We start from the raw sequence: 19,180 nt of genomic DNA on the forward strand, positions 1-19,180 counted from the left end.
TTCATTGCAGCATTGAAAGGATCAGGTGCGCATGCCGCGCCCGCTCACCAGCAACCGCGAACAACCGATATACAGCACCACCGTCGCCACCAGCATGAAGGTGATCGCGATACCGATACGGATATCCGACACACCGAGGATACCGTAACGGAAGGCGTTGACCATGTGCAGCACCGGGTTGGCCAGCGACACGGTCTGCCAGAACGGCGGCAGCAAGGTGATCGAGTAGAACACGCCACCGAGGTAGGTCAGCGGGGTCAGCACGAAGGTCGGGATGATCGAGATGTCATCGAAGTTGCGTGCAAACACCGCGTTGATGAAGCCCAGCAGCGAGAAGATCGTCGCGGTCAGCACCACCACCAGCACCGTCACACCGAGATGGTGTACCTGCAAATGGGTGAAGAACAGCGACAGAATCGTCACGATCACGCCCACCATCAGGCCTCGCAGCACACCACCAATGGTGTAACCGATCAGGATCGTGTGCGGCGAAACCGGCGAGACCATCAGTTCTTCGATGGAGCGCTGGAACTTGCTGCCGAAGAAACTCGACACCACGTTGCCGTAGGAGTTGGTGATCACCGACATCATGATCAGCCCCGGCACGATGTACTCCATGTAGGTGAAGCCACCCATGTCGCCGATCTGCCGACCGATCAGGTTACCGAAGATCACGAAGTACAGGACCATGGTGATCGCCGGCGGCAGCAAAGTCTGCGGCCAGATCCGGGTGAAGCGTCTGACTTCGCGATAAACGATGGTATTGAGGGCAACGAGGTTGGGGCGCAGCTCGGAACTCATACCGCCACCTTCGACAGATTTTTCTCCACCAGGGACACGAACAGCTCCTCGAGGCGATTGGTTTTATTGCGCAGGCTCAGCACTTCGATGTTCTGCAGGGCCAGCTGGCCGAACAGCGCAGTGATGCCCATGGACTTGTCGACCTGGACTTCCAGTGTATGTGCGTCTACCAGCCGGGCGGGATAGCCGACCAGTTGCGGCGCAACCGCCAGATCACTCTTCAGGTCGAGCAGGAAGGTTTCCACATGCAGCTGGCCGAGCAGCTGACGCATGCTGGTGTTCTCGACGATGGTGCCATGGTCGATGATGCCGATGTTGCGGCACAACTGCTCAGCCTCTTCCAGGTAGTGGGTGGTGAGGATGATGGTGATGCCTTTCTGGTTCAGTTCGGTGAGGAACGTCCACATCGAGCGGCGCAGCTCGATGTCGACGCCGGCAGTCGGCTCGTCGAGGATCAGCAGACGCGGTTCATGCACCAGCGCACGGGCGATCATCAGACGCCGCTTCATGCCGCCGGACAGCGAACGCGACGGCACATCGCGCTTGTCCCACAGGCCGAGTTGGGTCAGATACTGCTCGGCGCGTTCCTTGGCGACCTTCGCCGGAATGCCGTAGTAACCGGCCTGGGTCACGACGATGTCGAACGTCTTTTCGAACTGGTTGAAGTTGAATTCCTGGGGCACCACGCCGATCGAGCGCTTGAGCGCCGCCGGGTTCTTGTCCAGGTCGTGGCCAAAGATATTCACGGTGCCGCTGGTCTTGTTGACCAGGGTCGAGAGGATGCCGATGGTCGTGGATTTGCCGGCGCCGTTGGGGCCGAGCAAGGCGAAGAAGTCACCTTCGGCGACGTCCAGATCGATACCACTCAAGGCCTGGAACCCGTTGCCGTAGGTTTTGGTTAGCTGCCGGATGGACAGAGCGGAACTCATATCGGATTTACGCACCCAGTAAGGAAAAAAGGACTGATAAAAAGCCGGCGGCGAGGAAGACAACCGCAGCGCTCGAGCGCAATGGTGCTTGCCGTCGCCGCACAAGTACAGTCAAGTGTGTCGATAGTAGGTATTAAGTCAACGCGGTCATGACGGCTTTCTGATACGCCGGACGCTGCTTCAACCGCGCGTACCAGGCTTCAAGATTCGGCTGTGGCGCGCGCTCGATGGGCATCTCGAACCAGGCATAAATGAAACTGCCGAGCGGAATATCGCCCATGCCGATTTCATTGCCGGACAGATACGGCTGGTGCTTCAGTGCCTGATCGGCCATCGCCAGCAAGCCGTCACATTCCTTGATCGCCGCATGGATTGCCGGCCAGTCCTGCTTGTCTGCCGGGGTACGCAAAACGCCCCAGAACACCGTGCGAAACGGTCCTGCAAAACTGGAAGTCGTCCAGTCCATCCATTTGTCAGCGGTGGCGCGGATCTGCGGATCCGCCGGATACCACGAAGTGTCGGCTGCATGTTTTGCCAGCAGGTAACGCACGATGGCATTCGATTCCCACAACACGAAACCGTCGTCCTGAATGACCGGCACCCGCCCGTTCGGGTTCATTGCCCGATACTCCGGCGTGTCGACCACACCAAACGCGCCACCGGCATCGATGGCCTCGTAGGCCAACCCGAGCTCTTCGGCAGCCCACAAGGGCTTTCGGACATTCGACGAATTCTTGCGACCCCAGATCTTCAGCATGACCGCCTCTTTTCCAGTAAATGGGCAGGCAGCATACGCCGGATCAGAGGCGGCCGACATCACCGCGCATGTCACTGGACAGTGGCGTCTGCTGATCGTTGAACAGGTGCGGATAACATTTCTGCAGATGTTCGAAGAAAAAAGATTCCGGTACATCAGCGAACTGGCCGTGATCGACCAGGTACTCCATCAGCAGCGCACCATCGCTGTTGTACGGGTGGAAAACGCTGTCGTTCATGCCGTCGAATTCCAGCGGCGCAACGTTGAACATTTCGCAGAGCTTCTGGTTGAACGCGGGTGTGGCTTTCACCCAGCGATCATTGAGAAACAGCTCGGTATAACCATGCATGGCGAACACTTCACTTCTCAGCAGTTCAAGCAGACGCGGCGTCGACAGATGATTTTTCACATCCGCCAGACCGATGCGTGCGGGGATCCCGCAATGGCGCGCACAACCGGCGAGCAACGTGGCCTTGGGCACGCAATAACTTTCACCTGCCGCCAGCGCGTAGCTGCCGCGCAAGGTCTGCGGGTCGCGGCTGAAGGTGTACATGTTGTAACGCACCGCCTCGCGCACGGCGTAATAAAGACTGATCGCTTGCGCGAGCGGATCGCGACTGGCACCACGGTGCTGCTCGGCGAACTCCACCACCGAGGGGTGGTCACTATCGATGAAGCGGCCGGGGCTCAGATACTCGTGCATGACGACATTCTCCTGATTGAGCCCCGAGTCTAGCGAGAGGTTCAGCACAGAGATAACGACGTTTCGGCCAAACATGCACGCAAAGACGCGGAAGCGGCGAACGATTTCCCACGCGTGTTGCCCACCGAACCTACAAAAGACATCCGGGGTTTCCCACGATTTCAATCACCTTGCTCTGACCGCCCCGTTTTGCAGATGCCGTCTAAGCTCTGGAGGGTCGGTTCGCCCTGGTTCACGGAGGATTAAATATGCTGTTGTTGTGGATACTGGTTCTGATCGTCGGCGTGGCGTATCTGGCCCACCGGCGCATCGCCCCGCTGCCGGCACTGGGCATCGTGGCCGCTTACCTGTTGGCGATGGGGATTTTCAGCCACGCACCGGGCTGGTTGCTGCTGATTTTCTGGGTCGTGCTGGCCCTGGTCGCCGCCCCGCTGCTGTTGCCTGACCTGCGCCGCAAACACTTCACCGCGCCGCTGTTCAGCTGGTTCCAGAAAACCCTGCCACCGATGTCGCAGACCGAGCGCGACGCGATCGACGCCGGCACGGTGTGGTGGGACGGCGAACTGTTCAGCGGCCGTCCGGACTGGGACAAGCTGCTGTCCTATCCCAAAGTGCAACTGAGTGAAGAAGAACAGGCGTTCATCGACGGCCCGACCGAAGAGCTCTGCGCGATGGTCACCGACTGGCAGATCGGCCAGTCGATGGACCTGCCGCCCGAAGCCTGGACTCACATCAAGGAACACGGTTTCTTCGCCCTGATCATCCCCAAGGAATTCGGCGGCAAGGGTTTCTCCGCCTACGCCCACTCCCAGGTAGCGATGAAACTGGCGACCCGCAGCGGCGATCTTGCCTCCACCGTAATGGTGCCCAACTCCCTCGGTCCGGCTGAACTGCTGCTGCATTACGGCACCGACGAACAACGCAATCATTACCTGCCACGGCTGGCCCGGGGCGACGACATTCCGTGCTTTGCGCTGACTGGCCCGCTCGCGGGTTCAGACGCGGGTGCGATGCCCGACACCGGGGTCATCTGCAAAGGCGAATGGGAAGGTCAGGAAATCCTCGGCCTGCGCCTGAACTGGGAAAAACGCTACATCACCCTCGGCCCGGTCGCGACCTTGCTCGGCCTGGCCTTCAAGGCCTATGACCCGGATCACCTGCTCGGCGACAAGGAAGACCTCGGCATCAGCCTGGCGCTGATCCCGACCGACACCCCCGGCGTGGAAATCGGTCGCCGCCACCTGCCGCTGGGCGCGGCGTTCATGAACGGCCCGAACTCCGGCAAGGACGTGTTCATCCCGCTGGACTTCCTCATCGGCGGCCAGGACATGCTCGGCAAAGGCTGGATGATGCTGATGAACTGCCTGTCGGTCGGACGCTCGATCTCGCTGCCGGCAGTGGGCACCGGCGCGGCCAAGTTCACCAGTCTGGTGACCGGGCAGTACGCGCAGATTCGCGAGCAGTTCAACGTGCCACTCTCAGCATTCGAAGGCATTCAGGAAGCCATGGCACGGATCGGCGGCAACGCCTGGATGATGGACGCCGCGCGGATGCTGACCGCCAACGCGGTGGATCTGGGCGAGAAGCCGTCGGTGCTGTCGGCGATCCTCAAGTACCACCTCACCGAACGCGGTCGCGAGTGCATCAGCCACGCCATGGACGTACACGGCGGCAAGGCGATCATCATGGGCCCGAACAACTACCTGGGCCGCAGCTGGAACGGCGCGCCGATCTTCATCACGGTGGAAGGCGCGAACATTCTTTCGCGCAACCTGATGATCTTCGGCCAGGGCGCCATCCGCTGCCATCCGTTCGTCCTCAAGGAAATGGCCCTCGCCGGGCGCGAGGACAAGGATCAGGCACTCAAGGAATTCGATGACCTGCTGCTCAAGCACATCGGCTTTGCCGTGAGCAACGCCGCCAGCACGCTGGTGCTGAACCTAGGTTTTGGCCATTTCGAACATGCACCGGGAGACAAGCTCAGCCAGGGTTATTTCCGCGCCCTCAACCGTCAGGCTGCCGCGTTTGCCATGCTCGCCGACCTGAGCATGATGCTGCTGGGCGGCGAACTGAAACGCCGCGAGCGTCTGTCGGCACGATTGGGCGATGTACTGAGCAACCTGTATCTGGCGTCGGCGGCGCTCAAGCGTTATCACGACCTCGATTCCCCGGCGTACATGGAACCGCTGTTCAGATGGGCCATGGAAGAAAGCCTCGGCCAGTCGGAAAAGGCGCTGGATGAACTGCTGACCAACTTCCCGAACCGAGTCTTTGGCTGCCTGTTGCGCGTGATCGTGTTCCCGTTCGGCCGCCGTCACAAAGGCCCGTCGGACAAACTCGGTGCCGAGGTGGCTGCGGTCATCGGCCGGGCCAAGGGCGATCCGGCGCTGGAAGAACTGCTTGCCGGCTGCTATCGCCCGCAATCGGCCGATGATGCCGTCGGTGCGCTGCAGCACGCCTGCGATCAACTGAACGCTGCGCAACCGCTGCACAAGAAATTGCACTCGTCGCTCAAGAGCGGTCAGGTCAAACCGGTAGCTGGCGAACACGCCATCGATGCGGCACTGGAAGCCGGCGTGTTGCAGGCCGTGGAAGCCCAGACCCTGCGTGATGCCGAGGCGGCGCGGCGCAAGGTGATCGATGTCGATGATTTCGACAAGGAGCAACTCAAACCCGCGGAAGGCAAAATCCGCTGATCCCTTCAATCAGTGAAAAACGGGCGCGGGCGCTTTATACTCCCGCGCCCGTTTTGCTCTTGAGGACTTATCTCGTGTCCAACGTCGTTGCCGATCATCTGGTTTTGCTCGACCATCTGCGCAGTATTCTGGTCGCCGTAGGTGAGGCCGATCAGGTTCCCGAAGAAAGCCATGCCCTGTTCCTGGAGCGTTTCGACGAACTGCTGGCGTCACTGCCGATCGAGCCGATCGAAAGCCAATACCTGGGCCAGGACATCCTGACTCAAGTGATTACCCGTTACCCGCAAATTGCCCACCTGATCCCGCGGGATCTGCTGTGGTTCTTCGCCGGCGACTGTCTGCATTACCTGTCCGACGAAGAAATCGACATGTATCAGGCACTGGAAGAACGCCGCTACGAAGCCGAACAGAACGACGAACCGTTCGACTGGAATCAGGAAAAGCAGCTGCTGGCGATGTCCGCCCAGGACAGCAAGCACTGATTTTCGCCCGATAAAAAAGGCCCGCACGGTGATCCATGCGGGCCTTTTTTATCGGATCAGAGCAACCCTTCACTCTCGGGCAACTCGTACTCGGCCAACGATTTCGAACCGCCGGACTTCCCCGGCTTGCTCAAGGTCGGCTCTTTCTCCAGGCACTCCACCAGATAGTCGATGAACACCCGCAGCTTCGGCGGCAGATAGCGCGTCGGCGAATGCAGCAACCACAATCCGCCGTGGTACGACGCCAGGAATGTCCACTCCGGCAGCACCTGCACGATCAGCCCCTGCTCCAGCGCATAACGGGCGGTGAAATACGGCAGGCTGCCAATACCGATGTGTTGCAACACGGCGCCCAGACGCACGCCGGTGTGATTGGCGGCATACCGGCCGCGCACGCCGACGGTAACGGCTTTCGTACCTTTCTTGAATTTCCAGCGCGCATCACTCGGGGTCTCGCCCAGGTAAATGCAACTGTGATTGAGCAAGTCGTGGGGATGAGTTGGCGTCCCGTGTTCGGCCAGGTATTGCGGTGTGGCGCAGAGCAAATGGTCGATGGTCAGCAGTTGTCGTCCCACCAGTCCCGCCGGTGGACGATCCGTGATGCGAATGGCCAGGTCGACATGGTCATCGATCAGATCGACCTGGCGGTCCTCCAGCAACAGCTCCACGTCGACCTTCGGATAGCGCCGCAGAAACTCCGGCATGTGCGGATGAATCACGAAGCGCCCAACCGCTTTCGGCACGCTGACCCGCACCAGCCCCTCCGCTTCGTGGGTGAACTGACCGCTGATCTCCATCACCGACTTCGCCGCGCTGACCATTTCCTGGCAGCGCTTGAACACCTCTTCCCCGCCATCGCTCAAGCGCAGTTTGCGCGTGGTGCGTTGCAGCAGACGCGTGGCCAGCGCCTTCTCCAGTCGGGAAATACTGCGACTGACTGCCGAGGGCGATGAGCCCAACTGGCGAGCGGCTTCGGAGAAACTGCCGGTCTCGACGACCTTGACGAAAATCGCCATTTCACCGAGCAGCGGCAGCGGGAGATTTATGCTCACAGCGCAACAGTCCTTTGATGTTTGAACGGATTATCACGTTATTGCACGATTCATATAATTAAAAAAGAAACTTTAATAAGGGCATGGAATATGACGCTTCGCCTCTTTTTCCATAGTGATGACCTCAAGGCCAATGTGGAAGTCCTCGACTGCACGCCCCACGAGAACGAATTCGCCGTTGTGTTGCGCGCCACGCTTTTCCATCCCCAGGGCGGTGGCCAACCCTGTGATACCGGCTGGATCGGAGACAGCCAGGTTCTGCGCGTCGTCCAGGAAGCGGACCGGATCATTCATTTCGTCGATCAACCGATGCCACTGGGCATGACCCAGATCCGTGTCGATGAAGAACGCAGACGCTTCAACACCCGCATGCACTCTGCCGGACATTTGATCGGCCACTTCGTCCAGGCCATGGGCTGGATGCCGGTCAAGGCGCACCACTGGCCGGACGAGGGCCGGGTTCAATTCAAACCCGGAGATTCGGCCCAGGAAGTCGATGCGCAAACCGTTCAATACGGCATCGGGCAATGGATCGAACACGACCTGCCGCGCCTGACGTCCCTGCGCGAAGGCGCGCGGGAAATCGGTTTCGGTGAACTGCCAGCCTATGGCTGCGGTGGCACCCATGTACGCAGCCTGAAGGATTTGGGCACAGTCACGATCGCGTCCCTTTCGCAGAAGAAAGGCACGTTGTCCGTCCACTACAGCGTGGATTGAGGATTTCGGGCGCTGTCAGATGCAGCGTCCGACGCCGGGGGAACCGCGTTCGCCGGTTCCGTTGACTATTCGATAGATGGACCTGAAACCATGATGCTTGACGTCGAGCGTCTCGATGAGACGTGCATAAAAAAACTGGCCAACGAAGAAGTCCTTGCCATCCGCGTCAAAGGCTTTCTGCCCCAGGCGCAGGCGATCCAGATTGGCGACAAGATCCTCGCCCCCGGCTTCGAGGGCTACATCAACGCGCCCAGTATCGGTCGTATCGGCATGGCGTTCTACGAGGCGGAAAACCAGCCGCTGCTGATCGAGGACTACTTCGAGCGCGCCACCAGCAACATTGCCGAACTGCGCAACCGCTGCGCGCCCTACTCGTCGCCGGTCGACACCCTGCGCTGCATGCTCGACGAATCCTGGCCGGCGGGTGCCCACCTGGAAAACCTCTACGGTCGCAAGATGTACGTCGGCCTGTCCCGGGTGGTGAAACCGGGCGTGTGCTTCCTGGCCCATCACGACATCTTCGCCAAGGACGCCCCGGAAAGTTTTCAGGCCCGCAGCCTCGAGGCGCAGTTCGCCTGCAACGTCTACCTCAACATGCCAACCGAAGGCGGCGCATTGCAGATGTGGGAAGACGACATTTCCCCGGACCGCTTCGACGAAATGCGCGGCGACAGCTACGGCATCGACCCGGCGCTGCTCGGCCCGCCCGCCCTCGAAGTACGCCCGGACCCGGGGGATTTCATCATGTTCAATTCGCGCCGCATGCACTCGGTAACGCCGGGCGTGGCCGATCCGCGCTTGAGCCTTTCGTTTTTTGTCGGCTATCGCGGCAATGCTTCACCCCTGACTTTCTGGAGCTGAAATGACATCGAATTACCTGGGCGAGTTTCTGGCGCTGGCCACCATCCACTTCCTGGCCGTGGTCGCTCCCGGACCGGACTTCGCCGTGACCATCCGCCAGAGTGTGCGTTTCGGCCGCTTGGTCGGCATCTGCACCGCATTGGGCATCGGCGCGGGAATTTCCGTGCACGTGCTGTACACCCTGCTGGGCGTCGGCGCCTTGATGCACACCACGCCGTGGTTGCTGACCGTCGCCAAAGTGGTCGGCGGTGCTTACATTCTTTATCTGGGCGTCAGCCTGATCCGCAGCAAACCCAAGACGACAATGGAAGGCGAAAAGACCAGTGACGAACCGCTGGTCGAGCAATCGCTGTTCAAGGCGTTTTCCACCGGTTTCCTGACCAACGCCACCAACCCCAAGGCCACTCTGTTTTTCCTTGCAATCTTCACCACGATCATCAGCGCCAGCACGCCGCTGCAAATCCAGGCCCTGTACGGGTTGTGGATGTGCGGGGTGAATGCGTTGTGGTTCGTGATCGTCGCGCTGTTCTTTTCCAGCAGCAAAGTGCGCGTGCTGTTCATGCGCATGGGCCACTGGTTCGAGCGCAGCATGGGGGTGATTCTGATCCTGTTTGCCGGGCGTCTGGTGTTGTCGATGTAAAGCGCGCTTATCGCAGAAGCCCGATCCAGACAGACTGGACGGGCTTTTTCGATTCTGCGCCGCTTTTGCATTTCTGTGCGACGCGTCCCACTTCGGGGGCTCCCCTATCACTCGCTGGTGGTGTTAGTTTGCAAAACCGTATGACGCTTCGATCAGACACCTCCTACTCACTGCCTGCAAAGGAATGCCCTTAGCAATGGATTTTTCACTCAAGCAACTGGCCGCGTCGACGCTGATTCTGGCCAGCCTTTCGTCCGTCACGCTGCCAGCCCAAGCCAACCTTACCGAGCAGCAGAGCGCGACCATTCTCAAGACCTTCAATGAGGCAAAGGTCAGTGACTTCAGAGCATTTCTCGGTGATCTGGCCAAGAACGACCTGAGCAAGACCGACGATCTGCGCCCGGCCATCAGCGCCTTCCTCGACAACAAGACGCTGACCGCTGAACAGCAAAACGAAATCCATCGCCTGCTCGGCCTCTACACCCGTGTGAAGTACGGCAAAGCCGCCCTGGAAACCCTGCGCGAACTGGTGGAAATCCCGACCTTCCGCAAGGACGGTGTCGATCAGCACGACAACCCCGAATTCATCAAGATCGCCGGCAAGATCAAGGATCTGGCTGAGTCTTTCGGCCTGAACTACCGCAACATCGACAACCGCGTTTACGAAATCTCCCTCGACGGCAGCGGCAAGGATGTCGTCGGCATTCACGCTCACGCCGACGTGGTGCCGGTAACGCCGGAAAACTGGGTGCTGAAGGACGGCACCAAACTTGATCCGTTCAAGGTCACGCTGATCGGCGACCGCATGTACGGCCGCGGCACTGAGGACGACAAGAACGGCATCGTTGTGACGCTGTATGCCATGAAGGTGATCAAGGAAGAGAAGCTGCCACTGGCGCGCAATTTCAAACTGCTGGTGGACACCACCGAAGAAACCACCGGCGACGCGATTCCCTACTACTTCGAACGCAACCCGACGCCGGAGTACAACCTGGCACTGGATGGCGGCTATCCCGTAGTGATTGCGGAAAAAGGCTACGGCACCGTCATGGCCAAATTCGCCAAGCGCAAGGCCGAGGGTAAAGGCGCGGAAATCACCTCGATGACCGGCGGCCTGGCGACCAACCAGATTCCATCGGTTTCGGTCGTCACGCTGGTGACTGACAAACCCGCCGAGCTGGCGGCCAGCCTGCAAAAGGCCGGCGCTGAATACGCCAAGCGCAACGGCGGCGATTTCGAAGTGAACGCCAAGGTCGATGGCAAAGACGTCAAACTCACCGTTACCGGTGTTTCCGCGCACTCGTCCGAGCCAGAATCCGGCGTTAATCCGGTCGCGCGCATGCTCGATTTCATCCATAGCGTGGACGGCAAGATCGCCTTCAAGCACAACCACATCACCGACGCTGCCCACTACGCCGCCGACAACTGGGGCCTGGATTACAAGGGTGGCAAGCTGGGCGTCGGCTTCGCCGATGACTTCATGGGCCCGCTGACCACGTCCCTGACCTATGTCGGCATGGACGACAAAACCTTCAAACTCGCGGTCAACCTGCGCGTGCCGAAGGGCAAGTCGCCGGAAGTGCTCAAGCGCGAAATCGCCGACAAACTGGCGGCGTGGAGCAAGAAGACCCATGTCGCGGTCAACTTCGACTACTCGATCGCCGAACCGATGTACCGCAACCCTGAAGGCGAATGGGTCAAGGCGCTGCTGGCCGTGGCCACCGAAAACCTGGGCATGAAACACGAATTCGGCACGTCGGCCGGCGCCACCTCGGTGCATGAACTGCCGAACGGCGTGCAATTCGGCCTGGCGCGACCGGAGGTCAAGTACACCGGTCACACCGATGGCGAATTCAAGACCGTTGACCAGTTCCTGCTGGACCTGCAGATCGTCACCGAAATGATGGGACGCATCGGGCAATTGCCGAAGCTCTGATCGCGTACCGGGCTCGCCACATTGGCGGGCCCACAAAAAAAGGACCGCGAGGTCCTTTTCTATTGCCTGACAAAAACCGCACAAACAAAAACGCCGCTCATCACTGAGCGGCGTTTTTGTGAATTTGGAGCGGGAAACGAGACACTCGTTTTTCGCGCAATCCGTTGATTTCCAGGATGTTTTAGATACGCCTCGTTGATTGACGGGCTACATTGCGTACTACTTCGGCAAGCTGACAACCCCTACATGAAAGGCCGATAGCCAGCAGTCCAGGCACGTCCGTGGAACGCTGTACCGAGTATGCCCAACCCATTCGCAGATCTCTAGCCGCATCCGCCACTGAAAAGCGCCCACCAAAGACAGTCAAAACTGACAGCCTATTACGCCAGCATTTGTAGGACAGCTCTTGATCGTCCACGCCCTATTGAAGCTCCAAATCTTGTCTGCCTAGAGTGGCTTCCATGCAGGACTTAGGCGTTGCAGCTCTGCAACGCAACTAGATAGATAAAATAGAGTGCACGCGATGAGTGACGCCATTTCGAACAGAGCCACCCACACAGAACCAACACCTGCTGCCACCTCGCCCGAAAACACTCTTGAACCGACGTCTACTGGCACCAAATCTGAACCACTGCTCGCAGATCCCGAATTCGATATGCGTGGCCTGGCCTGGAACCCGTTATGCGACGCTGCCACGCCCCTGATCGGACTGGTCATTCGCCTGCGCCGTCTGGACCAGCACGACGATGTGCCCGCGCTGTACCGAAGCGTCAGCAACCAAATCACCACGATCATGGAAGAAGTCAATCAGCTCGACTACGACGCCGGCATGCTCAAGGCCTACTCCTATAGTCTGTGCCTGTTGTTGGATGAAGTAGTCATGAGCACTACTTGGGGCAAGTCTTCCACTTGGAGTGCGCGCTCACTGCTCAGTCAGTTTCATGAGGAGACGTGGGGCGGCGAAAAATTCTTTACCGTCATGAACAACATGATCCCCGAAGCGGCCCGGTACCAGCATGTGCTGGAGTTCATGTACCAGTGCCTGATCTCTGGTCTCAAAGGCAAATATGGTGCCCATGCCAAGGGAGATGACGAAATACAAAAAATCATCAACCAGCTGCACGGCCTGCTGCGCCCCCTGCGCGGCGAAACACCCAAGCGCCTGACCGCCCCGTTGATCAACGTTGCGCCGCGTAACTACCGGATCAAACGCACGTGGCCATTGTGGACGCCATGGGCACTGGCCGCCGCCGTACTAGTCATGGCTTACACGATCTATACCCTGCGACTGAACGCCATCACCCAAGAGGTCCTTGCCTCACTGGACAAAATCCTCAAGCTCTAACCCCCATGTGAAAACCATAAGGAGGCTCTATGCCTGCTGTCGTTTTGGTCGGTCACGACCATGCGTGTCCAGTGTGTGGCCCAGTCACTGTCGCCAGTGGGTCAGAGAGTTTCACTGTCAACGACCGGGCTGTAGCCCGCGCTGGCGACACACTCAGTTGTGGAGCCGTGATCACCAGTGGCTCGCCTTCAATGAACATCAACGGAAAAGCCGTGGCCCGCGTCGGCGACAGCACCGACCACGAAGGCACCCTGGAAAACGGCGATGACAGTTGGCTGATCAACTGACCCGCACTCACTACAAGGAGGTTTCATGCCCCGTCAAAGCGACCTGCGTTACACCTTCGAACCGCTGCGGGGCGATCCCTTCGAAGTGGTCTCGTTCACTCTTCAAGAAGGCCTGTCCCAACCCTTCAAGCTTGAACTGGAACTGGCCAGCCATAACGCCGCCATCGACTTCAATCGGGTGCTCGATCTGGCGGGGCTATTCACGATCTGGCGTGGCGAGACTCCGGTGCGTTACGTCCACGGCTTGGTCAGCCTGTTCACCCAGGGCGACACCGGCTTTCGCCGCACCCGCTATACCGCCGTGGTCGAGCCGACCCTGAAGCGTTTCGACCTGCGTTCCAATTGGCGCATCTTCCAGGGCCAGACTGTGCCCGACATCATCACCCGCGTCCTCACCGAACAAAAACTGACCGACATCCGCAGCGAAATCTGCTTCGAGCACCAGCCTCGCGAATACTGCGTACAGGCCGGTGAAACCGACCTCGACTTCATCGCCCGCCTCGCTGCCGAAGAAGGCCTGCTCTACACCTTCGAACACCGCGCCGACGGCCACACCCTGGTCCTCACCGATCGCGTCGGCGGCCTCGGCACCATCGGCACCCACACCGATTGTCCGGTGATCTACCAGCCGATGGCCGGGGGAGAAGCCTCGGAACCGGCGTTGAATCGCTTCCACTACACCGAGCAAGTGCGCACCGCCGTGCAGGTGCAGCGCGACTACACCTTCACCCACCCGCGCTACAACCAGCAGCACACCGCGACGGGCGATCAGGATCTGAACAACCAGCACAAGGACTACGAACGCTACGACTATCCCGGCCGCTACAAGCGCGATATCGCTGGCAAACCCTTTACCAAAACCCGGCTGGCCGCCCTGCGCAATGACGCCAAACTGGCCCATATGGAGGGCGACGATGCTCGCCTGCAACCGGGATTGGCCTTCGACCTCAACGAGCATCCCCGCGACGATTTCAACGATCGCTGGCGAACCATCGCCATCCAGCACGAGGGCAAGCAGCACACCAGCCTGCAGGAAGAATCATTTGGCAGTGGCCTTGGCACCTCTTACTCGTTGAAGGCCAGCGCCATCCGCTGGACCTCGGACTGGAAAGCCCCGATGCGCGACAAGCCCCGCATCGACGGCCCACAGATTGCCACGGTGGTTGGGCCTCCCGGTGAGGAGATCTATTGCGATGAATGGGGCCGGGTCAAGGTGCAGTTTCCGTGGGACCGTGCGGATAAAAACAACGATCAGAGTTCGTGCTGGATTCGTGTGGCGCAAGGTTGGGCGGGCGCCACTTGGGGCGCGATGGCGATTCCCCGTGTGGGCCAGGAACTGATCATCAGCTATCTCGACGGTGATCCGGACCAGCCGATCGCCACCGGACGGGCGTACCGGCAGACCAATCTGCCGCCGTACGAGCTGCCCAAACACAAAACGCGGATGACCATCAAAAGCCGCACTCATAAGGGCTCGGGGTTCAATGAGCTGCGTTTTGAGGATGAATTGGGGCAGCAGGAAGTTTTCATCCATGCCGAAAAAGACAAGAACGTTCATATCAAAAACAACAACGGCATCTTCGTCGGCAATGACCGAAAGGAGCGGGTCGAGCACAACGAAACCGTATCCATCGGCGACCACCGCACCGAGGATGTTGGCCAGAACGAAACCATCAGCATCGGTGCCAACCGCAGCGTGACCATCGGTGGCAACAAGGCCGAGACCATCAAGTTGGCCAAGGCTGAAACCATTGGTCTGGCCAAGGCGCTGACGATTGGTGCGGCGTACCAGACCAGTGTTGGTGCGGCGATGAATACCACCGTAGGTCTGAGCCAGAGCGAGCAGGTCGGTATTCACAAATCGGTGGTGGTAGGGAAGCGTTTCAAGATCACGGCCGGCGATGAACTCAGCATTACGGTTGGCAAGTCCAGCCTGGTGATGAAGTCCGACGGCACTGTGTTGATCAATGGCCGCACCTTCGATTTCAGCGCCACTGGCGCAGTGCAGATCAACGGTAAAGACGTGGATATCAACTAGGGGGCGTCATGGAATTTCGCAATCTGACGCCCTTCGATGCGCTGTGTTTCAGCGCGCTGGGTATGGACGATCAAGAGTACCCAGTGCTGGTCATGAAAGTGGGTTATCGGTTGCTGCCGATTGACGGGCAGCCGGGGCAGTTTCGCGCTGAAGTGATGGATGAGGATCCACTGGCGCTGTGCACCGCTGATCGCTACTACGGCGAAGAAGGGACAAGCAGCGTCTGCGAGGAAAGCGACCTTGCACCGTTCAAACCGCGCTGTGATGTGATCGTGGTGGGTAATGCTTATGCGCCCCAAGGCCAACCGACCGCCCACTGGACCGCTGGACTGCGCATCAGTGCGCCGGTGGTGCCGCCTCCCAGAATAGAGGTGCCACTACCAACACCACTAAGTCCCGGCGAACGGCTGACCGAGTATCAACTGGTTGAATGGCAGGCCGCCCGGCAAGATGCTTTTCAGCGCCGCGCCAATGCGCCGACACGCCACTACTTTTTGGACAAACAGCTGAAATTCACCGGCCCTCGGCGGTTCAGACACAGTCTGTTTGGTGGCTGGCAATTGACCGAACCGCAGCCCGCCACTTCGGTGCCCTTGCGCTGGGAACATGCCTTTGGTGGCAGCAGCGTAGTGCCTAATCCCGAACATGCGGTTGATGAAAACGCTCCGCGGTATTTGCTCAACGAGGTCTGCTACAGCAACCCGCTGGGCCGGGGCTGGATTGAAAAACGCCAGGAAGACCTCGGCTATCACTTGGACAAACCGCTGCGCGAACTCCCCGCACCGCAGATCGAACCCATCGACCAACCGGTGTGGCGCCTGGACCGGGTTAAACATCCTGAGTGTGAACTCGATTCCAACGGCATGGCGCAGGTTGCGGCCAGCTACAAAAACCAACCAGTGGGATTTGGTGTGGTGGGGCGGGCCTGGGCACCGCGTCTGCTATTGGCCGGGCGCTACGACGAAACCTGGCAGCGTGAACGCTGGCCGGGCCTGCCGCGAGATTTTGATTTTGCCTACTGGAACGGCGCGCCGGTCGATCAGCAGATCGAATTTCCGCCACCAGCGTTTCGGATCGAACTGTTCAACCTGACCGATCCCAGCCTCACACCCGACGATTCGTTGTGCGTGGAACTGCCCGGCCATCGCCCGTTCGTTCTGATGCGCCTGCGCAACGGCGCCATGCTGCCACTGCCCATGCTTACCGACACCCTGCGCATCGACACCGAGGCCATGACTCTGGCGCTGACTCATCGCATCAGCCTGCCCAATCACCTGGGCATTCGCGTCCTTGAAGCGCGTTTCGAGACCGATCCAACTGCGCCGCTAATCAAGCGCGCAGCCAGGGAGGTGGTCTGACATGGCCGATAACGTCATCGCTCGCAAACAGGGCAAATGGAAGGTCGTCAGCATCGTTCCGGATGTGTGCAAAACCCCGATGGGCAGCGCCATCCCACCGGTGCCTTACCCCGTCACCGCCGAGCTGAAAACCGCTACCGGTGTGGCCAAGTCCGTGCGTTCCAACGGCAACCCGGTAGTGGTGTTCGACAAGAGCCTGGTGCCCACCACTAAAGGTGATGGGGCTGGCGCCGCCAAAGGCGTCAAAAGCAACACCGTGGGCGGCAAATGCTACCCGCTGGAGAAGAGCAGCACTGTACGTGCTGAAGGCAAGTTGGTGGTGCGCCATGACGACAAGTTCTGGATGAATGGGGCTTAACGCATGGCGGAACCGATCAATCTACCGCCGTTGCACGTGCATGCGGTCAGCGTCACCGTCCAACCGCCCCCCAACAGCATCGTCGGCCCTGCCGAAATGTTGCTGCAGCAAGGCGAGAATGGTGGCGTGCAAATCGACGTCTTCTGGCGCGACGCCATGGGCAATGAGGTACACGAAAGCAAGGAAATGCAGGAGAAGGAATACGAGGCCCTGCGGGCGCGCTACCTGCATTCCGAACAGGCGACCCTGCCTCCGTTCAGTTCGTTCAAGAGTGGCAATACCATTGGGCGAGTTGTGGGGGAGACGGCTCCAGCTCAAGTGCCAGCGAGTCGGGCCAATCCGCCGATTGAGGCCGAAACCGAAGAAGAAAGCATCACCGGCGAGCAGATCCTGGATAGCATCCAGCTCGGCCTGGATGTGGTGGGCCTGATACCTGTGGTCGGGGAAGTGGCCGATATTGCCAGCGGCGTTATCAGTCTTTTTCGCGGAGACTACGTGGGGGCCGGGCTATCACTACTCTCGGCGATTCCGTTTGTCGGCTATGCGGGCACCGCTGGTAAAGCCGCACGGCACAGTACGAAGATGGCTGAGGCGTCGGGCAAAGCGGGTAAGGAGGTTGTTGACAAAGCAGCGAGGGAGGCGGCGGAAAAGAAAGCCAGGGAAGCAGCAGCTCATGCGCAGGAGCAAGGAGCTAAAGTCAAACCTAAAGACCCCATCCATGATGCAAGCACACCGGAGCGAGGACCAGATGGTCGATTCATAAGAAGCAGCGCAGGCCCACAGAAATATAATAGGGATTCTCAATACCCCCGCGGATACCGCGCTGGAGTCAAGGACAAGGTGTTAGATGCTCATACAATCAAAGAAGGTCCTGACGCAGGAAAAATTCTTACAAGCGACATGGATGTTGTTAGTAGAAACGATCCGCGAATAACAATAGAACATAAAACACCAGTCGTTGAGCACTGGAATACAAAAGGATATAATTCCACCAAAGCTGAGCGAAATGATTTTTTCAATGACACGAACAACATGAGCATTCGCCTGCGATCTGCCAATAGTTCAGACGGAGGAACAATGGCCGCGGAAGGTGTAAGATACAGACAAGACGTTGGTCCAAACTTCAAATAGCGAGGCATATATGTTTTCAAAGGAAGACCTACTACTGGCCTTTGCCAGTGTCGAAAATATTGCGGAACATTACTTCTTCCAGCATAAGCTTCCAGCAATCACATACGAATACTGCTTAAAAAGCGAAGCACATCAAGACATACTAGTAATCTCTGAAGATATCACAGACAAAGATTTCTCTATCGCAGTAATCAAGCAAACGCCAGACTTGTTAAATTCAAAAAAACCAACAATTTTTGAAATAAGTAAAAACAATTACGGTTTTACCCATGCCATTGCTGTTCCGAGCACCTACCATGAGAGCTTAAAGGGGCGCCTAGAAGCAAAACGTGAGAACTTGTATCTCTGCATCCCAATTTTCAGGTGTGAATTTACTGGTGATGAAGACAAGCGTGAATTCAAAGAAATGATGCAACGGACCATTCCAATATTCCAATGGAAAAGAATGATTGCGCCAAAAATTAGAGTTTATTTCGACAACCCTAAGACTGGAGCAGGCACAAGCGAAGCCGGAGCAATAATCACATACCACACTCTACTCTCAGAAATCGAAAACTTAAATGGCGTCATTAACGGATTCATTGAAATCACAAATTACGAAGAAAAAATAATAGAGATCCTATCCCCCGCCAACAACGCTTACACATTGATTAGAAATCGAAAAGATGAAGAAGTTATGGACATCGCATCCATAATACGACACTTAAAAGACTTCACGACAAACCAAACCCCCTAAATAGCACTAAAATCACGATGATATTAACCGACTGATCGAGACCCGCGATCCATTGAAGTATAGGCACTGGGCACTGCCTGTCGAAGTTACCGACGGAGTGGGGCGCACGTACCGCTCAAACTACGACGCCCAGGGCAACCTGCTCTGGGAAGAGGATCCACTGGGCCGCAAGAAACACTACCAATACGACCCCGAAGGTTGGGTGGTACGAATGACTTAGTTGAGGACCAGGCCAAACCCGAACCGCTGCTTGCAGATCCCGAATTCGACATGCGCGGCCTGGCCTGGAACCCGCTCTGCGATGCCGCCACGCCCCTGATCGGCCTGGTCATCCGCCTGCGCCGTCTGGACCA

18 protein-coding genes and 1 pseudogene are annotated in these 19,180 nt (G+C 58.5%); 14 read left to right on the plus strand and 5 right to left on the minus strand.

The features are described 5' to 3' along the window. Positions 1-21 precede the first annotated feature (21 nt). From AC07Y2_RS23150 to AC07Y2_RS23165, 4 genes are all read right to left on the minus strand, one after another. Positions 22-801, minus strand: a complete 780-nt coding sequence (locus AC07Y2_RS23150) for an ABC transporter permease (RefSeq protein WP_007950763.1) — start codon at positions 799-801, stop codon at positions 22-24. Further along, complete coding sequence (locus tag AC07Y2_RS23155; RefSeq protein WP_039770736.1) at positions 798-1,730, minus strand: ABC transporter ATP-binding protein; 933 nt, start codon at positions 1,728-1,730, stop codon at positions 798-800. The genes AC07Y2_RS23150 and AC07Y2_RS23155 overlap by 4 nt, the downstream gene beginning before the upstream one ends. A gap of 133 nt (positions 1,731-1,863) precedes the next feature. Beyond that, positions 1,864-2,487: a glutathione S-transferase family protein gene (locus tag AC07Y2_RS23160; protein ID WP_103386993.1), complete on the minus strand. Its 624-nt coding sequence runs from the start codon at positions 2,485-2,487 to the stop codon at positions 1,864-1,866. Positions 2,488-2,530: 43 nt separating this feature from the next. Next, entirely contained in the window at positions 2,531-3,190 is a 660-nt protein-coding gene (locus AC07Y2_RS23165; RefSeq protein WP_039770701.1) for a transglutaminase-like domain-containing protein, read from the minus strand. Between the two features lie 248 nt (positions 3,191-3,438). Here AC07Y2_RS23165 and AC07Y2_RS23170 point away from each other — a divergent pair, with 248 nt between their 5' ends. After that, the gene (locus tag AC07Y2_RS23170; RefSeq protein ID WP_103386994.1) at positions 3,439-5,886 is read left to right on the plus strand and encodes an acyl-CoA dehydrogenase; all 2,448 of its coding nucleotides are present in this window, start codon (positions 3,439-3,441) and stop codon (positions 5,884-5,886) included. 74 nt (positions 5,887-5,960) lie between these two features. Next, positions 5,961-6,368 (plus strand): PA2817 family protein, encoded by a 408-nt coding sequence (locus AC07Y2_RS23175; protein WP_007950758.1) that lies wholly within the window; start codon positions 5,961-5,963, stop codon positions 6,366-6,368. A 56-nt stretch (positions 6,369-6,424) separates the two neighbouring features. On the opposite strand, the gene AC07Y2_RS23180 is transcribed toward AC07Y2_RS23175, so the two are convergent. Further along, on the minus strand, positions 6,425-7,420 hold the full coding sequence (locus tag AC07Y2_RS23180; protein ID WP_103386995.1) for a LysR family transcriptional regulator: 996 nt from the start codon (positions 7,418-7,420) through the stop codon (positions 6,425-6,427). 90 nt (positions 7,421-7,510) lie between these two features. On the opposite strand from AC07Y2_RS23180, the gene AC07Y2_RS23185 reads away from it, so the two are divergent. The 12 genes and pseudogenes from AC07Y2_RS23185 to AC07Y2_RS23240 form a co-directional block, all read left to right on the plus strand. Continuing rightward, complete coding sequence (locus AC07Y2_RS23185) at positions 7,511-8,137, plus strand: alanyl-tRNA editing protein (protein ID WP_103386996.1); 627 nt, start codon at positions 7,511-7,513, stop codon at positions 8,135-8,137. A gap of 90 nt (positions 8,138-8,227) precedes the next feature. Next, the gene (locus tag AC07Y2_RS23190) at positions 8,228-8,998 is read left to right on the plus strand and encodes a 2OG-Fe(II) oxygenase (protein ID WP_103386997.1); all 771 of its coding nucleotides are present in this window, start codon (positions 8,228-8,230) and stop codon (positions 8,996-8,998) included. A 1-nt stretch (position 8,999) separates the two neighbouring features. Next, positions 9,000-9,638 carry a LysE family translocator gene (locus AC07Y2_RS23195; protein WP_011335460.1) on the plus strand — a complete coding sequence of 213 codons (639 nt, stop codon included), beginning with the start codon at positions 9,000-9,002 and terminating at the stop codon, positions 9,636-9,638. 196 nt (positions 9,639-9,834) lie between these two features. After that, on the plus strand, positions 9,835-11,574 hold the full coding sequence (locus tag AC07Y2_RS23200) for a dipeptidase (protein ID WP_103386998.1): 1,740 nt from the start codon (positions 9,835-9,837) through the stop codon (positions 11,572-11,574). Between the two features lie 523 nt (positions 11,575-12,097). Further along, entirely contained in the window at positions 12,098-12,919 is an 822-nt protein-coding gene (gene icmH, locus AC07Y2_RS23205; RefSeq protein ID WP_103386999.1) for a type IVB secretion system protein IcmH/DotU, read from the plus strand. 29 nt (positions 12,920-12,948) lie between these two features. Next, positions 12,949-13,206, plus strand: a complete 258-nt coding sequence (locus AC07Y2_RS23210) for a PAAR domain-containing protein (RefSeq protein WP_074688135.1) — start codon at positions 12,949-12,951, stop codon at positions 13,204-13,206. A gap of 25 nt (positions 13,207-13,231) precedes the next feature. Further along, the gene (locus AC07Y2_RS23215) at positions 13,232-15,244 is read left to right on the plus strand and encodes a type VI secretion system Vgr family protein (RefSeq protein WP_494990417.1); all 2,013 of its coding nucleotides are present in this window, start codon (positions 13,232-13,234) and stop codon (positions 15,242-15,244) included. An 8-nt stretch (positions 15,245-15,252) separates the two neighbouring features. Then, the gene (locus tag AC07Y2_RS23220; RefSeq protein ID WP_103387442.1) at positions 15,253-16,602 is read left to right on the plus strand and encodes a DUF2169 family type VI secretion system accessory protein; all 1,350 of its coding nucleotides are present in this window, start codon (positions 15,253-15,255) and stop codon (positions 16,600-16,602) included. A gap of 1 nt (position 16,603) precedes the next feature. Beyond that, positions 16,604-16,960 (plus strand): DUF4150 domain-containing protein, encoded by a 357-nt coding sequence (locus AC07Y2_RS23225; RefSeq protein WP_103387443.1) that lies wholly within the window; start codon positions 16,604-16,606, stop codon positions 16,958-16,960. Between the two features lie 3 nt (positions 16,961-16,963). Next, entirely contained in the window at positions 16,964-18,091 is a 1,128-nt protein-coding gene (locus AC07Y2_RS23230) for a GH-E family nuclease (RefSeq protein WP_103387444.1), read from the plus strand. Between the two features lie 10 nt (positions 18,092-18,101). After that, positions 18,102-18,827 (plus strand): hypothetical protein, encoded by a 726-nt coding sequence (locus AC07Y2_RS23235; protein WP_178082895.1) that lies wholly within the window; start codon positions 18,102-18,104, stop codon positions 18,825-18,827. Between the two features lie 198 nt (positions 18,828-19,025). Further along, a pseudogene (locus AC07Y2_RS23240) lies at positions 19,026-19,180 on the plus strand (type IVB secretion system protein IcmH/DotU); the annotation flags it as partial.

The sequence above is a fragment of the Pseudomonas sp. GW456-12-1-14-TSB6 genome, from assembly GCF_059424205.1.

Excerpts from the sequence above, each read along its gene's own strand:
- AC07Y2_RS23150 (WP_007950763.1), bottom strand. The coding sequence starts at position 801 with ATGAGTTCCGAGCTGCGCCCCAACCTCGTTGCCCTCAATACCATCGTT.
- AC07Y2_RS23155 (WP_039770736.1), bottom strand. The coding sequence starts at position 1,730 with ATGAGTTCCGCTCTGTCCATCCGGCAGCTAACCAAAACCTACGGCAAC.
- AC07Y2_RS23160 (WP_103386993.1), bottom strand. The coding sequence starts at position 2,487 with ATGCTGAAGATCTGGGGTCGCAAGAATTCGTCGAATGTCCGAAAGCCC.
- AC07Y2_RS23165 (WP_039770701.1), bottom strand. The coding sequence starts at position 3,190 with ATGCACGAGTATCTGAGCCCCGGCCGCTTCATCGATAGTGACCACCCC.
- AC07Y2_RS23170 (WP_103386994.1), top strand. The coding sequence starts at position 3,439 with ATGCTGTTGTTGTGGATACTGGTTCTGATCGTCGGCGTGGCGTATCTG.
- AC07Y2_RS23185 (WP_103386996.1), top strand. The coding sequence starts at position 7,511 with ATGACGCTTCGCCTCTTTTTCCATAGTGATGACCTCAAGGCCAATGTG.
- AC07Y2_RS23190 (WP_103386997.1), top strand. The coding sequence starts at position 8,228 with ATGATGCTTGACGTCGAGCGTCTCGATGAGACGTGCATAAAAAAACTG.
- AC07Y2_RS23195 (WP_011335460.1), top strand. The coding sequence starts at position 9,000 with ATGACATCGAATTACCTGGGCGAGTTTCTGGCGCTGGCCACCATCCAC.
- AC07Y2_RS23200 (WP_103386998.1), top strand. The coding sequence starts at position 9,835 with ATGGATTTTTCACTCAAGCAACTGGCCGCGTCGACGCTGATTCTGGCC.
- icmH (WP_103386999.1), top strand. The coding sequence starts at position 12,098 with ATGAGTGACGCCATTTCGAACAGAGCCACCCACACAGAACCAACACCT.
- AC07Y2_RS23210 (WP_074688135.1), top strand. The coding sequence starts at position 12,949 with ATGCCTGCTGTCGTTTTGGTCGGTCACGACCATGCGTGTCCAGTGTGT.
- AC07Y2_RS23215 (WP_494990417.1), top strand. The coding sequence starts at position 13,232 with ATGCCCCGTCAAAGCGACCTGCGTTACACCTTCGAACCGCTGCGGGGC.
- AC07Y2_RS23220 (WP_103387442.1), top strand. The coding sequence starts at position 15,253 with ATGGAATTTCGCAATCTGACGCCCTTCGATGCGCTGTGTTTCAGCGCG.
- AC07Y2_RS23225 (WP_103387443.1), top strand. The coding sequence starts at position 16,604 with ATGGCCGATAACGTCATCGCTCGCAAACAGGGCAAATGGAAGGTCGTC.
- AC07Y2_RS23230 (WP_103387444.1), top strand. The coding sequence starts at position 16,964 with ATGGCGGAACCGATCAATCTACCGCCGTTGCACGTGCATGCGGTCAGC.
- AC07Y2_RS23235 (WP_178082895.1), top strand. The coding sequence starts at position 18,102 with ATGTTTTCAAAGGAAGACCTACTACTGGCCTTTGCCAGTGTCGAAAAT.